The sequence below is a fragment of the Bacillus sp. R86525 genome (genome assembly GCF_042466195.1).
Taxonomy (GTDB): domain Bacteria; phylum Bacillota; class Bacilli; order Bacillales; family Bacillaceae_G; genus Bacillus_A; species Bacillus_A nitratireducens.
This window is the reverse complement of the sequence record NZ_JAXHPX010000007.1, coordinates 1,722,419-1,738,096: the sequence shown is the minus strand read 5'-3', so window position 1 is coordinate 1,738,096 and position 15,678 is coordinate 1,722,419. Positions and strand designations below refer to the sequence as shown.

General features: G+C 36.9%; 14 protein-coding genes. All 14 read right to left on the bottom strand.

Annotation, left to right across the window (positions count from 1 at the left end; all coding sequences use genetic code 11):
• Window positions 1-4 precede the first annotated feature (4 nt).
• The 14 genes from rny to SJY24_RS11550 all read right to left on the bottom strand — a co-directional run bounded on the left by rny (window position 5) and on the right by SJY24_RS11550 (window position 15,644).
• The gene (gene rny, locus SJY24_RS11615; RefSeq protein WP_377864707.1) at window positions 5-1,570 is read right to left on the bottom strand and encodes a ribonuclease Y; all 1,566 of its coding nucleotides are present in this window, start codon (window positions 1,568-1,570) and stop codon (window positions 5-7) included.
• Window positions 1,571-2,053: 483 nt separating this feature from the next.
• Complete coding sequence (gene recA, locus SJY24_RS11610) at window positions 2,054-3,085, bottom strand: recombinase RecA (protein ID WP_377864706.1); 1,032 nt, start codon at window positions 3,083-3,085, stop codon at window positions 2,054-2,056.
• 143 nt (window positions 3,086-3,228) lie between these two features.
• The gene (locus SJY24_RS11605; RefSeq protein WP_377864705.1) at window positions 3,229-4,467 is read right to left on the bottom strand and encodes a competence/damage-inducible protein A; all 1,239 of its coding nucleotides are present in this window, start codon (window positions 4,465-4,467) and stop codon (window positions 3,229-3,231) included.
• 21 nt (window positions 4,468-4,488) lie between these two features.
• Window positions 4,489-5,067, bottom strand: coding sequence for a CDP-diacylglycerol--glycerol-3-phosphate 3-phosphatidyltransferase (pgsA, locus tag SJY24_RS11600; protein WP_377864703.1), 579 nt, complete (start codon window positions 5,065-5,067; stop codon window positions 4,489-4,491).
• 63 nt (window positions 5,068-5,130) lie between these two features.
• Window positions 5,131-6,042, bottom strand: a complete 912-nt coding sequence (locus SJY24_RS11595) for a helix-turn-helix domain-containing protein (protein WP_377864702.1) — start codon at window positions 6,040-6,042, stop codon at window positions 5,131-5,133.
• A 21-nt stretch (window positions 6,043-6,063) separates the two neighbouring features.
• Entirely contained in the window at window positions 6,064-6,849 is a 786-nt protein-coding gene (locus SJY24_RS11590; RefSeq protein ID WP_071746759.1) for a DUF3388 domain-containing protein, read from the bottom strand.
• Window positions 6,850-6,988: 139 nt separating this feature from the next.
• Complete coding sequence (locus SJY24_RS11585) at window positions 6,989-7,237, bottom strand: DUF3243 domain-containing protein (protein ID WP_000114449.1); 249 nt, start codon at window positions 7,235-7,237, stop codon at window positions 6,989-6,991.
• Window positions 7,238-7,312: 75 nt separating this feature from the next.
• Window positions 7,313-8,026, bottom strand: a complete 714-nt coding sequence (gene ymfI, locus SJY24_RS11580; RefSeq protein ID WP_377864701.1) for an elongation factor P 5-aminopentanone reductase — start codon at window positions 8,024-8,026, stop codon at window positions 7,313-7,315.
• Window positions 8,027-8,143: 117 nt separating this feature from the next.
• Entirely contained in the window at window positions 8,144-9,430 is a 1,287-nt protein-coding gene (gene yfmH, locus SJY24_RS11575) for an EF-P 5-aminopentanol modification-associated protein YfmH (protein ID WP_377864699.1), read from the bottom strand.
• Window positions 9,431-10,705 (bottom strand): EF-P 5-aminopentanol modification-associated protein YfmF, encoded by a 1,275-nt coding sequence (yfmF, locus tag SJY24_RS11570; RefSeq protein ID WP_377864698.1) that lies wholly within the window; start codon window positions 10,703-10,705, stop codon window positions 9,431-9,433.
• 210 nt (window positions 10,706-10,915) lie between these two features.
• Window positions 10,916-11,875, bottom strand: a complete 960-nt coding sequence (locus SJY24_RS11565; protein WP_000008847.1) for an ABC transporter permease — start codon at window positions 11,873-11,875, stop codon at window positions 10,916-10,918.
• Window positions 11,876-12,934 carry an ABC transporter permease gene (locus tag SJY24_RS11560; protein ID WP_001074492.1) on the bottom strand — a complete coding sequence of 353 codons (1,059 nt, stop codon included), beginning with the start codon at window positions 12,932-12,934 and terminating at the stop codon, window positions 11,876-11,878.
• Entirely contained in the window at window positions 12,927-14,459 is a 1,533-nt protein-coding gene (locus tag SJY24_RS11555) for an ABC transporter ATP-binding protein (protein WP_377864697.1), read from the bottom strand. Before SJY24_RS11555 ends, SJY24_RS11560 begins: the two co-directional genes overlap by 8 nt.
• 108 nt (window positions 14,460-14,567) lie before the next feature.
• A complete protein-coding gene (locus tag SJY24_RS11550) occupies window positions 14,568-15,644 on the bottom strand; it encodes a BMP family lipoprotein (protein WP_377864696.1) in 1,077 nt (358 codons plus the stop codon).
• Between the last annotated feature and the right edge of the window lie 34 nt (window positions 15,645-15,678).

Genomic DNA, 15,678 nt, shown 5'->3' with positions numbered 1-15,678 from the left:
CACTTTATTTTGCGTATTCCACTGCACGTGTTTCACGAATAACAGTAACTTTAATATGTCCTGGATAATCCAGTTCATTTTCAATACGTTTTCGAATATCACGAGCTAAACGATGAGCTTCTAAATCATCAATTGTATCTGGTTTTACCAGAATACGAACTTCACGTCCTGCTTGAATTGCGAAAGATTTTTCTACGCCTTCATAAGACTCTGAAATTTCTTCTAACTTTTCAAGACGACGAATGTAGTTCTCAAGTGTTTCACTACGAGCTCCCGGTCTTGCAGCTGATAATGCATCTGCTGCTGCAACTAGAACTGCAATGATAGAAGTTGGTTCTGTGTCACCATGGTGAGATGCGATACTGTTTATTACAACAGGATGCTCTTTATATTTCGTTGCGAGTTCAACACCAATTTCAACGTGGCTACCTTCTACTTCATGATCAATTGCTTTTCCGATATCATGTAATAGACCAGCACGTCTTGCTAGTTTTTCATCCTCACCAAGCTCCGCTGCCATAAGTCCAGTTAAATATGCAACTTCCATAGAGTGTTTTAAGACGTTTTGTCCATAACTTGTACGGTATTTTAAACGACCTAAAATCTTAATTAAATCTGGATGTAAGCCATGAACACCCACTTCAAACGTTGTTTGCTCTCCGACTTCACGAATATACTCGTCCACTTCACGTCTTGATTTTTCGACCATCTCTTCAATACGCGCTGGGTGAATACGTCCGTCCTGTACTAGTTTATCAAGAGCGATACGAGCTGTTTCACGACGAATCGGGTCGAATCCAGATAGAATTACCGCTTCTGGTGTATCATCGATAATAAGGTCAATACCTGTTAACGTTTCTAGCGTACGAATATTACGACCTTCACGTCCGATAATACGTCCCTTCATTTCGTCGTTTGGAAGATTTACAACCGAAACGGTTGTTTCAGCAACATGATCAGCTGCACATCTTTGCATTGCAAGAGATAAAATCTCTTTTGCTTTCTTATCCGCTTCTTCTTTCGCACGAACTTCACTTTCTTTTACCATAACGGCAATTTCATGAGAAATTTCACTTTCTACTTTACCAAGAATAATTGCTTTCGCTTGTTCGCGTGTCAGATTGGAAATGCGCTCTAATTCTGTTTGTTGCTTTTGAACTAACTCTCCCACTTTGCTTTCCAACTCTTCAATCTGTTGTTGTTTCGCTACAAGAGAATCCTCTTTCTTTTCCAACTGTTGCTCGCGCTTATCGAGCGTTTCGTCTTTACGATCAAGGTTCTCTTCTCTTTGCATTAAACGATTTTCTTGTTTTTGTAATTCGCTTCTACGGTCACGAATTTCTAATTCAGCTTCTGTACGAAGTGTATGAATTTCATCCTTTGCTTCTAAAAGCGCTTCTTTCTTAAGTGCTTCTGCCTCACGATTCGCTTCGTCTAGAATACGTTTCGCTTCATTAGTTGCACCATTAATCTTCGCTTCAGCAATAGACTTTCGAACAAAAAAGCCAACAACTGCACCGACTGTTGTTGCAAGCAAAATGGAGATGAGTATCCAAACTGTACTACTCATGATTTCACCTCCCCTTGCTATGAATGAAAAAAGACTGTCGGCATGTACATTGAATAGCAACGTACAGCAAAGACCGTCGTCCCGCTTTTTTAAGGGACTTTCTTCATTTCACAATTAAAATGTCATATTATTATTTCGGCAAGATTTAAGTCTTACTCCGAATATTACTTCTCTTCTTGAGAAGAGTGTATCGTATATAAGAAAAAATATACATTCTCATTGTATCTATCGCAATTTTCATTGTCAAGCGTTGTCTACTTTTACTTTCTTTACCTTCAGCCCTGAATCTGATCTGAATTCGAAAAGTAGGTAGCATATTATCCTGGAAAACCTTAGTAAATTCCATTGCCTTCACGTAAAATATATGAATATTCCTATTTACACATAGCCTTTTGGATAGAATAAATATTTTATCTCCAGCTATATACAACGCTTTCATAGTGAATTAAAAAATAAAAGACACGCTTCCGTGTCTTTTATTTTTTAATCTTGAAGAGTTGAATCTTCCGTGTCTTCAACACCAGAGCCTTCACCAATTCCATGATGTTCACGAACAAAGAAGGCAATTTCCTCTCTTAAATCCGTATTCTCTTTTAAGAATTGTTTCGAATTTTCACGACCTTGTCCCAAGCGTTCTTCATTATAAGAGTACCAAGCACCACTCTTTTGCACGATATCAAGTTCAGAAGCCATATCTAAGATTTCACCTTCTCTTGAAATACCTTCTCCGTACATAATATCAACCTCAGCAACACGGAATGGTGGTGCTACTTTATTTTTAACTACTTTTACTTTCGTTTTATTACCAACGATGTCGTTACCTTGTTTTAACTGCTCAGCACGACGCACTTCAAGACGGACAGTTGAATAGAATTTCAACGCGCGACCACCTGGAGTTGTTTCTGGGTTTCCAAACATAACCCCAACTTTTTCACGAATTTGGTTGATAAAGATTGCGATTGTTTTTGATTTGTTGATTGCACCTGAAAGTTTACGAAGTGCTTGTGACATTAAACGTGCTTGTAAACCAACGTGAGAGTCACCCATGTCCCCTTCGATCTCAGCTTTCGGTACAAGAGCTGCTACAGAGTCAATTACGATAATATCAACCGCGCCACTTCGTACAAGTGCTTCTGCGATTTCTAGTCCTTGCTCCCCTGTATCAGGCTGTGATAATAGTAATTCATCGATGTTAACACCTAATTTTTGTGCATAAACAGGATCCATCGCATGCTCCGCATCGATAAATGCTGCTTGTCCACCTTGTCGCTGTACTTCCGCGATTGCATGTAATGAAACTGTTGTTTTACCTGAACTTTCAGGTCCGTAAATTTCAATAATACGGCCACGTGGGTATCCGCCTACCCCTAGTGCCACATCTAGTGCTAAAGAACCACTTGAAATTGTAGAAATTCTACGCTCCGCTTGTTCTCCTAATTTCATAATTGAACCTTTACCGAATTGCTTCTCTATTTGTTTTAACGCCATATCTAATGCCGCTTGACGATCACTCATTCAAAATTCCTCCTTAACTGAACTGCTAATCTTATTATACCTATTTTCAATTCAATTTGCCAACAAAAATCGAACATTTATTCGATTTTTTATTTTATATCGAATAAAACTAGACTTTCCCACACAAAAAAACTAGAAGAAATTTATATCTCTTCTAGTTTTTTGTATAAATGATAAAATCCATATTTTGTAGAGCGTTCTCTAATTTGTTGACGACTTCCACTTAAATTAAGAGAGAAGACTTCAGTCGGTTCATCCTTAATCGCCAATCCAACAAATACTGTTCCTGGTTCTTTATACTCTGAAGCATCAGGTCCTGCCACCCCAGTAAAACTAATTCCGATATCTGCTTTTAACAGTTTCTTTACATTTTCGGCAAGATAACGAGCACATTGTTTACTAACCGCGCCGTCAGTACGTAATACTTCTTCAGGTACATGTAAAATTTGTTGCTTTACTTCATTTTGATAACAAATGACACCGCCTTTAAACATAGACGAAACACCCGCATTTTCTGTTACTTGATTTCCAAAGAGACCGCCTGTTAAACTTTCTGCACATGCTAAAGTTAACCCTTTTTGCTTCAATAACTCTATTGCCTTGTAATGAAGAAAATCTTGGTCATATCCGTAGAAAAATTCTCCTACTCTTTCTAAAATCAAATTTTCCACATGTTGAATTAGTTTCTCCGCCTCATTCGCATCATGATGTTTTGCAGTTAAACGTAATGTCACTTCTCCATCATTTGCGAGTGGTGCAATGGTCGGGTTCGTTTGTCCATCAATTAAATCTTGAACTTTTACCTCTAATTGAGATTCCCCAATACCGAAAAAGCGAAGAACGCGAGAATAAATATTTTCCCCTGTTGTAAAGTTACGTAAAAAAGGCTCTACATAACTTACATACATCGGCTTCATTTCTTTTGGTGGCCCTGGTAATAAAATATAAACTTTTCCGTTTTTATTTAACCCCATGCCAGGTGCCATACCGTGATCATTCGCAAATACAGTCGAACCACTTAGAACGAGCGCCTGCTTTTTATTATTTTCCGTAAATTCACGGCCTGTACGCTTAAAATAATCGCTTATGGATGTTAATGCTGTTTCATCATACACAAGCTCTTCACCTAAGCTAGACGCTATTGTTTCTTTCGTCAAATCGTCTTTTGTCGGCCCTAATCCGCCTGTAAAAATAAGCATATCAGCGCGCTCTTCAGCCAATTCAATTGCCCTTTGTAATCGCTTGTTATTATCACCCACAACAGTATGATAGTACACATTTATTCCAATTGAAGCTAACTTTTCAGATAAAAACTGGGCATTTGTATTTGCAATTTGTCCAAGTAACAATTCAGTTCCAACCGCAATAATCTCAGCATTCATCCCAATTCCCCCATAAAACTTCTATTTTGAGTTTACAAAAGCATCCCTATTTTTCCAGAAATAATCCCATCCTGAAATAACAGTGAAGATTAATGCAATCCATATGAAAATATCAGCAACTGGGATATGGATTAAATTTAAAGGTACATCGTGTAATAAATACGCTGCAATCGCAATAATTTGTGTCCATGTCTTAATTTTCCCTAACTGATTTGCTGCCACTACTTCCCCTGTCCCAGCAAGTACAAGGCGTAAACCTGTTACTGCAAACTCACGGCTTATAATTACAATAACGATCCAAGCAGGTACATATTGCATTTCTACCAATGTGATAAGTGCTGCCGAAACAAGTAATTTATCTGCTAACGGGTCAAGGAATTTCCCTAAATTCGTTACAAGATTATATTTTCTTGCATAATGTCCATCAATCCAATCTGTAGCCGAAGCAATAATAAAGATAAGTGCCCCTACTAAATGTTGAATTGGTAACTCTACATCACCAATTATAAATGAGCCCCACTCAAAGGGCGCTAACATAATTACCATAAAAATTGGAATTAAGAAGATTCTAGATATTGTAATTTTATTTGGTAAATTCACAGCTATTCCTCCATCATATCAAAAACATTTGTTCATTGAAAAAAGTCATCGAAGCGATGACTGTTATTGTGCAGGTTGCCCTATCCCTTGGTTTTTTATCACCAATCTTTGGTGATATTCTTTTTCTGGATCCAATGGGAAAGCAACCACTTGGCCATTCAGTTTAATTTCAACATTCGGTGCACTTCCGATATTAAGTCGCACTTCTTTTACTGTTGATAAATCACGTTTTTCTGTTTGACCACCTTGTACTGTAGTGTTTAGAATTTCGTTACCCGCATCATCTTTAACATCTACATAACTCGCACCTTTACCCGATATTTCCAGTTCTAATGTTTTATTATTATGAATTTCCAAAGTAGATACCTTACCAGTTGTTCCAACTACTTTTATCTCTTGCTGTCCAGTCGGTTGTGCTGGTTGTTCCTCTTTCTTTGGCTCTTCTTTTTTTGGTTCTTCTTTTTTTGGTTCTTCCGCTTTCTCTTCATCTTTCTTCGTATCTAGCGGAGAATTTTTTGCTTTTTGAACTTCAATTTTTTCACTTTGAGCATTTGGAACTTGCCTATCATCTTTTCCAGTTAACGCTTGAATAACAAACCAGACTACCACTCCAAATGCAATCACTAATAACGCAATCAAAATTTTTGGCATATGATCTGCAATTGGCCATGATGAAGATTTTTGCATTGTTTCTTGTGTTTTCTGTCCAGTTGATACTTGTGGAACATCGTGTTTTTCAGATTGTGGTATCGTACTCTGATATTCTACAAGCAGTTCCTCTCCATTTAATCCAACCGCATCTGCGTATTGTTTAATGAATGCACGCGCATAAAAAGCTCCTGGCAATACATCATAATTGCCTTCTTCAATCGCTACTAAATGGCGTTTTTGAATTTTTGTAATTTCATGCAGCTGATCAATAGACAAGCCTTTCGCTTCTCTTGCTTCTGTCAGCTTTTGTCCTAATTCCGTCACTACTAACACCTCAATATTTCTTTAAAAGTCAAACATAGAGAAATTATTTTGCGTACCTTGCTCAATTTCATCTACTAAATTATATTGAATTTCTTCATCATAATCGTTACGCAATTCGATAATATAATCAAAATCATCCAATGTGTATTCCGACTGAGTCACAAATACATCTGGATGTTCCACAACTTTCGTTGCAGGCAACCTCATGATTTCACGAACAAGCTGCCAATGTCTTTCATTTGCACGCTTTGTTGATACAATTCCATCTAGTATGAAAATATTATCGTCGCTATACTCATCTTCAATCAATTGGCTACGAACAGTTTGCTTAATAAGAGTCGATGATACGAATAGCCATCTCTTATTTGCACAAACACTTGCGGCAACAATGGATTCTGTTTTTCCGACACGAGGCATTCCCCGTATCCCAATTAGCTTATGACCTTCTTTTTTCATTATCTCCGCCATAAAGTCTACAAGTAATCCTAATTCATCACGTACAAATCGAAATGTCTTCTTATCATCTGCATCTCGTTGTATGTACCTACCATGTCTAACTGCTAGCTTATCTCTAAGCTTTGGCGGACGATATTTCGTTACCGTTATATTATCCATCGTATTTAGAATTGATTCAAGTCTAGAGATTTGCTCTTGATTATCACACATAAGCAGAAGTCCACGTCGTGCATTATCTACACCATTAATTGTGACAATATTGATGCCAAGCATACCGATTAACGAAGAAACGTCACCAAGTAAGCCAGGTCGGTTTTTATGTATTTCATATTCAAAATACCATTCAATCACCCAAGATCACTCCCCCACGCTTACTTTACACCTAAGTACTATATTATATGATTTCACCTTAATAGGGAAGCTAAATGTATAATCTATCCCTCTTAATTATTATACAAAAAAAGTAGAGAGGAGTTTCTCCTCTCTACTTTTACTTATGTTGTACGAACTTCACCATTAAATTTGCGATTGTATGTTGCTCTTGTTCATCAGCAACTTTCCAAAGCTCAGACAATAATTTTTCTTGATCGTTGCGCGCTTCTACTTCATTAGCTAAATAATCTCCAACACGAAATGCCATATCTGATACGGCACCACCATCAAGCCCTTTTCCCCCCGCTTGTTCTAAACGTTCTCCCAAAAAGCTCTTCCACTGATCAAAATTATCTAACACTGACATGTTTTAAGCACCTCACTATTGAGTAATAGAATCATGCTTAATTTGTGCAATTTCTTGTTTTTTATGTAAGTATTTTTAACAATGCCAACCGCCATTGACTCCAATAACCTGCCCCGTAATATAAGAAGCTCCTGGTGAAACAAGGAAGGAGACTGTTTTTGCTACCTCTTCCGGTAGTCCTATTCTACCTAATGGAATATCTTCAGCAATTTCATTTTTATCATCTTCTGAAAATACATTTAACATTTCTGTTTCGATTGCACCTGGCGCTACCGCATTAACGCGCAATCCACTTAAAGAAACTTCTTTCGCTAAAGCTTTCACATATGAATTTTGTGCACCTTTCACCATTGAGTACAGCACCTCACAAGACGCTCCTATTTGCCCCCAAATGGATGAAATAATGACAACATTACCACTTCTCCGCCCGATCATCGGTGGAAGCGCCATCGATAGAAGTCTATATACACTCTTCACTTGAAGCTCCACCATATAATCTAATTCTTTATTCGTAACATCTGTTACTAATCCAAAGATACTCTTTCCAGCTGCGTATACAATAACATCAATAGGATGTTCGATTTGTCCCCACAATTTCTCCGCTCCATCGATAGAAGCTAAATTTGCTTGCACAGGAATCACTACATCAAATTCCTTTTGTAACTCCTTTACCTTCTCTTCGCTTTTATTGTAATGAATATAGACTGTATAACCATCCTCGATTAACTGCTTCGAAATAGCAGAGCCAATCCCTCCGCTCCCTCCAGTTACTAATGCATATTTTTTCATAAGTTCCCTCTCTTATCTTTTATGTATAAATAAATAATACCCTCATCTTACCATTTGACAATAACCAAACGTTTAGATGAGGGATATAGATACTGCGTTTTTTATTCAAATATCAATTTACTTTTTTGGTAGCACTTGGCAGACGCTCATTTTCTCTTCAATTAATAATGTTTTTGCTGCTTGTTGTAGGTCTTGAACAGTTAATCCTTCTAACACTGTAAGAGCATCAAATAAACTAGATTCATTAAACGCATATCGTGTAAACTGATTTGCAATATATTCAGGTGAATTCAATGATCGTAAAAATCCACCTATTTTCTTTTTCTTCACCCGTCCCAACGCAGCCTCATCTAACTGATCATAATTCGTTTGCAGTAAAATACCTTTTAATCGATCTGCCAATTCATCAGGTTGCTTCGTATCTCCACCAACCATTGCAAAACCGAAGTTATTTTCTTCTGTATAGTCATACGAGAACGAATCATCAATAAGACCTTCATTATATAAAGATTCATAATGAACTGACCCTTTTCCAAATAAATAATCTAAAAGTAATGTAAGCGCAATTTCTTGTTTTAAAAGAGCTTGCCCTTTTTCTTGTAAATTCGTTGCTTTAATACCGACTAAACATTTTGGAGTTTGAACAGGCATTAAAATAATCTTTTTCTTTTCATTTACTTCTTCTGGTTCCTCTTCAAAAGAACGAACGATTTCCGGTTGATTTTCGTAATCTTTTTTCGCTTGATTTTCACGAACTAAATCCATTGTTTTTTCAGGATCAATCGCTCCAACAACAAACAATAACATATTGCTTGGATGGTAAAAAGTCTCATAACATTCATACAATAGGTCTTTTGTAATTTTACTAATAGACTCAATCGTCCCTGCAATATCAATTTTAATTGGATGTTTCACAAACAAGCTATCGATTAATCCAAAATATAAACGCCAATCTGGATTATCTTGGTACATTTGAATTTCTTGGCCGATAATACCTTTTTCTTTTTCAACCGTTTTTTCCGAGAAATACGGTTCTTGAACAAAATTTAACAACGTATTTAAATTTTGCTCTACATTTGATGTACAAGAAAAGAGATAGGCAGTTCTCGTAAAGGACGTAAAAGCATTTGCTGAAGCACCTTGTTTACTAAACAATTGAAATGCGTCATGGTCCTCCTTTTCGAACAATTTATGCTCAAGAAAATGAGCAATCCCATCTGGCACACGAGTCATTTCTTCTTTTCCAAGTGGGACAAACGTATTATCAACAGAACCGTACTTCGTCGTAAATGTCGCAAATGTTTTATTGAATCCTTGCTTCGGTAAAATGTATACGTCTAATCCATTCGGCAGTTTTTCATAATATAGTGTCTCTTTTAATTGCTCATACACAATTTTCTCCATTTACTCTCCCTCCGTTCCATGTAAAAAGTAAATTGTATCTAATTCAATATTATTAGCAACTTTCACAATTTCTTCTTTCGTCACGCCTTCTATACCTGTTAGCCACTCTTCAACTGGACGCGTACGTTCTGAAATAACGCCATGATAAAGCATTTCAACAAAACCACGTGGCGTATCAACAGCCTCTAAGATTTGATTTTGAATTACACTTTTCGTTTGTTGCATCTCTTCCTCTGAAAAATCACCGTTTTGCATTGCTTTCATCTGTTCTTTAATAATTTCAACCGCTTTTTCAAAGTTCTTCGCTTCAATTCCAGACATAACGAAGAGCAAACCTTTATGACTTTCAAATCTTGATGCTGCATAGTACGCTAAACTATTTTTTTCACGGACGTTTACGAATAACTTTGAATGAGAAAATCCTCCAAATAATCCGTTAAACAATTGTAGGGCAAAATAATCTTCATCTTTATACGTAATGAATGTGCGATAGCCGATATTTAATTTACTTTGCTTTAGTTCTTGTTTTTCAACAATTTCTTTCTCTTCATTATTTCGTTTATGAAGAAGTACATTTCTTTCTTTCACAACACGAGGCGAAATCGAAAAATACTTATTTACAAGCTCCACAGCATCTTCTGAAATGTCACCAATGATATATAAATCCATTTCATCTTCAGCTAACACTTTTTGATAATATTGATACAAACTTTCATTTGTAATAGAAGCAACACTTTCTTTTTTCCCATTTACACTTAAACGATATGGTTCTACTTTGCACATTTCTTCAATTAAACGCTCGTTTGCATAACGCATTTTATCATCATAAGTAGCTTCAATTCGTTGCAAGAGTGCTCGTTTCTCACTTTCTACAATAGCAGGTAGAAAACCTTCGCCTTCTGTTGCTGGATGTAAAACAATATCAGATAACATAGAAAGCGCTTTTTCAAATAACGGTGGTGCATCGCGTAAATATGTTTCATTTGCGATGTCTACATAAATAGAGATAATATGGTCTTCCCCTTTTTTACTTACATCTACCGCTAAAGAAGATCCATATAATTCTTCTAAATATTGACGAAGGCGAATTACAGAAGGCAGTTTTTCTGTCGCACTTTGCAATACGTATGGCAATAGGGCACGCTCTGTCACCGTCTCCTCATTTAAAGGTGCTTTAAAACGAAATACAAAGGTATTTGTTTTATATTTATCAGTCGGAATAATATGTACTCGCAAACCACCTAATTCATGTAGTTGCTGTTCCATTAGTTTCATTAATAGCCCTCCTTTACGTATGTAGGAATATTCCTCTTCAATATACAGTTTTTAGAAATAAAAAATCAACTTTTCTTCCTTATTATGCTTACATTTGAGTCTTTCTAAAAACTTTAATATGTAAGGAACATAGTAAATTTCCGTATTAAATATATTCTATGTAAAAAAGCCCGCACTAATGTGCGAGCTTTTCTTATACTTTCTAAATACTCATCGTTTTCCTTTTTCATAAGGCGTTCCTAATGCTTTCGGAGCTTCAGATCGGCCTACAAAACCAACAAGTGCTAATATTGTAAATACATACGGTAATATCGTTAAGAATACACTTGGAATTTCTTTTAATACAGGAATTGTACCACCTGTTATCCCAAGTGATTGAGCAAATCCGAAGAACAGAGCCGCTCCAAGAGCACCGAGTGGATTCCATTTACCGAAAATCATAGCTGCTAGCGCTAAGAAACCTTGTCCAGTAATTGTAGCACCTGAGAAGTTACCAGAAATCGACATAGCGAAGACCGCTCCACCAACCCCTGCAAACATTCCAGATATAGCAACTGCAATATAACGCATTTTATATACATTAATACCCATCGTATCTGCTGCCATTGGATGTTCACCAACCGCACGAAGACGAAGACCGAACGGCGTTTTATAAATGACATACCAAACGACAAACGCTAAAATAATAGCAATATACGATGTTAACGGTACATTTGAGAAAAAGATTTTTCCGATTACCGGAATATCCGAAAGACCCGGAACATCGATTTTTTCAATACGGTATTGAATGAAATCAGTTTGTCCTTTGCCAAAGATTTTCTTAATCGCAAATACTGTTAAACCAAGAGCTAAGAAATTAATCGCTACCCCGCTCACTACTTGATCCGCACGGAATGTAATGGATGCTACCGCATGAAGAAGTGCAAATAACCCACTACCAATCGCTGCAAATAATAGCGCTATCCAAGGAGTCATCGCTCCCCACGTATCACCCATTAATAACGTTGTAACGATACCAGTAAATGCACCAAATAACATTAAACCTTCTAACGCTATATTTACAACCCCAGAACGTTCACTAAACACTCCACCTAACGCCGTAAAAATAAGTGGCGCTGCCGTATATAACGTACCCGTCACAAGAATGGCTAAAATATCTAAAAAGCTCATTTATTTCCCCTCCTTGCTCATGCGTGTAAGTGCCCAGCGTAAAACATAACTGCACGCTACAAAGAAAATAATACATGCAATAATAACGTTAATTAACTCAGAAGGTACATCTGCTTCAAAATTCATTTGTGGGGCTGCACTTTTCAAGCCACCGAACAGTAAAGCCGCTAATAATATACCAAACGGATTATTCCCCCCAAGTAGAGCTACCGCAATCCCATCAAATCCGATACCAGTAAACGAAGACATCGCTGTCATGTTTTGGAATGTACCAAGCCCTTCCATAGCACCACCAATCCCTGCAAATGCACCCGCAATCGTCATAGATAGTACAACATTTCGAGAAACTTTCATCCCCGCATACTGAGAAGCATGTTGATTAAATCCAACAGATTTCAATTCGTATCCCAATGTCGTTCTGTCCAATAAGAACCACATAATAATTGCTACTAATATCGCTACGACAATCCCCCAGTGCAAACGAGAACCATCTGTTAAAGAAGATAACCATTCAGAAGATAAAGAAGCACTAGATTTTATATCATATGACTTCTCATTCGCCTCATGTAAAAAGCGCTTAATTAAATCATACGTCACGTAAAGTGCAATATAATTCATCATAATCGTTACGATTACTTCATTTACTTTAAATTTCCCTTTCAAATATCCCGGGATAAATCCCCATAGCCCACCAGCTATTGCCGCTACTAAAATTGACAACGGAATATGTAAAATTGCCGGTAATGATACTGCATATCCAAACCAAACAGCAGCAAGCCACCCGACTAATAACTGCCCTTCTACTCCGATGTTAAAAAGGCCTGTACGGAATGCAAATGCTACAGAAAGTCCTGCTAATACAAGCGGAATCATCGTACGTAATGTTTCACCAATTGCTTGTGGATTTCCAACCATTCCTTCCCAAAGCGCTGCATACCCAACAATTGGATCATATCCACTAAATAACATTACAATGGCACCAACAAGTAAACCAAAAATAACGGATAATACAGGAACTAAGATATTAATTGTTCGCTCCGTTAAAAATTTTTTAGCCATTTGTATTCACCTTCTCTTTCTCCGTTCCGCCAGCCATCAACAAACCAAGCTGTTGTTCATTTGTTTCTTTCGCATCAACAATTGCTACAATTTTCCCTTCATATATAACAGCAACTCGATCACTTACATTTAAAATTTCATCCAGTTCTAGCGATAGAAGCAATACTGCTTTCCCCTTATCTCTTTGCTCGATTAATTTTTTATGAATAAATTCAATCGCACCTACATCTAAACCACGTGTTGGCTGTGCTGCAATCAATACATCTGGATTACGATCCACTTCACGTGCGATAATTGCCTTCTGCTGGTTCCCACCAGATAGTGCACGAGTTAATGTGTGTTCACCAGGTGTACGCACATCAAACTGTTCAATAAGCGCTTTTGCTTTTTGTGTGATTTGACTAAAGTTTAAAATCCCTTTCTTTGAGAATGGATTTTTATAGTACGTTTGCAAAACTATATTATCTCTAACAGAAAAATCAAGCACAAGACCGTGTTTATGACGATCTTCTGGAATATGACCAATTCCTTCCTCAGTAATTCTTCGAACAGGCCAATTTGTTATTTCTTTTCCTTTAATTGCAATAGAACCTGACTCAACTTTTCGTAAACCAGTAATTGCCTCTATTAATTCACTTTGTCCATTTCCATCAATCCCTGCAATACCAACGATTTCTCCTGCACGAACAGTTAAGTCAAGGCCTTTTACAGCAGGTAATTGGCGTGCATCATGAACGACAATATTCGAAACAGATAGAACCTCTTCTTTCGGTTTAGCCTCTATTTTTTCTGTTTTAAAATTCACTTGACGTCCGACCATTAATTCTGCAAGTTTATGTTCATTCATTTCCGCAACGTCAACTGTACCAATTCCTTTACCTTTACGAATAATTGTGCAACGATCGCAAACTTCCATAATTTCTTTCAATTTATGTGTAATAAGAACGATAGATTTTCCTTCTTGCACAAGCTTTTTCATAATTTGAATCAACTCGTGAATTTCTTGAGGAGTTAACACCGCAGTTGGTTCATCAAATATTAAAATCTCCGCGCCACGATAAAGCGTTTTTAATATTTCAACCCTTTGCTGCATCCCAACCGAAATATCTTCAATCTTTGCATTTGGATCAACCGCTAAACCGTACTGTTCAGACAATTGTTTAATTTCTTTCGCAGCCTCTTCAACAGCAATTCTTCCTTTTTTCTTCGGCTCATTTCCAAGAATAATATTCTCTGTAACTGTAAAATTATGAACAAGCATAAAATGCTGATGGACCATCCCAATACCAAGGTCATTTGCTATATTCGGATTTGTAATTTTTACAGGTTTTCCTTTAATCTTAATTTCTCCCTGTTCTGGTTGATACAAACCGAACAGTACATTCATCAATGTTGATTTCCCTGCACCATTTTCTCCAAGTAAAGCGTGTATCTCTCCCTGTTTTACTTGCAGCGTAATATCATCATTCGCTACAATGCCTGGGAATACTTTTGTAATATTGTTCATCTCAATTACGTATTCCATTTTGTTCCTCCTTCTAGCAGGGAACACTCCCCAATTGCAGTCTATTAAAGGTATTTTTATATATACAAAGGTTAGTTCTAAGAACTAACCTTTGCTATTTCTCTATTATTATTTCTTTAGAGAAGCTTCATATGTTTTATATTCTTCGTCAGTTGCAGGTACTTTAATTTCACCGTCAGTGATTTTCTTCTCAAACTCTCCTACTTTTGTTAAGATTTCTGGATTTACTTTTTTCACATTGTCAGTAGTTTTCGCAATACCAACACCGTCATCTTTTAATCCGAACTCTTCTACTTTACCGCCTTTTAATTTACCATTTTTCGCTTCTTGTGCTACTTTTGCTACTGCAATATCAACACGTTTTACCATAGAAGTTAAAGTTACGTTTTCAGGCATACCTTCTTGATTTTGGTCACGGTCAACACCGATTACCCAAACGTTTTCACCTTTTTTCTTACGGTTTTTCGCTTCTGTGAATACACCGTTACCAGTTGCACCTGAAGCATGATAAATTACGTCAACTCCACCACCGTACATTGCTGAAGCTAATACAGATCCTTTTTCTGGTTTGTCAAATGCATCTGCATATTGCGCTACAATTTCGATATTTGGATTTACTGCTTTCGCTCCCGCTTTAAAACCTGATTCAAACTTTGTAATTAATGGGCTCTTCACACCACCAACAAAACCAACTTTATTTGATTTTGTTGTCATTGCTGCTACAGCACCAACTAGGAATGAACCTTCATGGTCTTTAAATGTAATACTTGTTACATTCGGTTCTTTCACAACAGTATCTACAATAGCAAATTGCTCTTTCGGATATTGTTTTGCAACTTTTTCAATCGAGTCTTGCATTAAAAATCCAATTCCAAATGTTGTGCTATAATGATCTTTCGCAAATTTTGTTAAGTTTGGAATATAGTCTGCATCTTTACTTGATTGAAGATAACGATATCCTTCATTTTTCTTTAAATCATTGTCTTTACCAAATTTCGTTAAACCTTCCCAAGCTGATTGGTTGAATGATTTGTCATCAACGCCCCCAACATCTGTAACCATACCAACCTTAAACTCTTTATCCCCTTTTTTGTCACTATCCGCTTTATCCGAGTTACCACATGCACCTAACACTGTACTTGCTGCTAACGTTAACGATAATAAAAGACCTGTTTTTTTCTTCATACTAGAAACCCCTCCTGAAATGTTTTATCTAATG

Coding starts and splice junctions, on each gene's coding strand:
- rny (WP_377864707.1), bottom strand. CDS start 1,570: ATGAGTAGTACAGTTTGGATACTCATCTCCATTTTGCTTGCAACAACA.
- recA (WP_377864706.1), bottom strand. CDS start 3,085: ATGAGTGATCGTCAAGCGGCATTAGATATGGCGTTAAAACAAATAGAG.
- SJY24_RS11605 (WP_377864705.1), bottom strand. CDS start 4,467: ATGAATGCTGAGATTATTGCGGTTGGAACTGAATTGTTACTTGGACAA.
- SJY24_RS11585 (WP_000114449.1), bottom strand. CDS start 7,237: ATGTCAGTGTTAGATAATTTTGATCAGTGGAAGAGCTTTTTGGGAGAA.
- ymfI (WP_377864701.1), bottom strand. CDS start 8,026: ATGAAAAAATATGCATTAGTAACTGGAGGGAGCGGAGGGATTGGCTCT.
- yfmH (WP_377864699.1), bottom strand. CDS start 9,430: ATGGAGAAAATTGTGTATGAGCAATTAAAAGAGACACTATATTATGAA.
- yfmF (WP_377864698.1), bottom strand. CDS start 10,705: ATGAAACTAATGGAACAGCAACTACATGAATTAGGTGGTTTGCGAGTA.
- SJY24_RS11565 (WP_000008847.1), bottom strand. CDS start 11,875: ATGAGCTTTTTAGATATTTTAGCCATTCTTGTGACGGGTACGTTATAT.
- SJY24_RS11560 (WP_001074492.1), bottom strand. CDS start 12,934: ATGGCTAAAAAATTTTTAACGGAGCGAACAATTAATATCTTAGTTCCT.
- SJY24_RS11555 (WP_377864697.1), bottom strand. CDS start 14,459: ATGGAATACGTAATTGAGATGAACAATATTACAAAAGTATTCCCAGGC.
- SJY24_RS11550 (WP_377864696.1), bottom strand. CDS start 15,644: ATGAAGAAAAAAACAGGTCTTTTATTATCGTTAACGTTAGCAGCAAGT.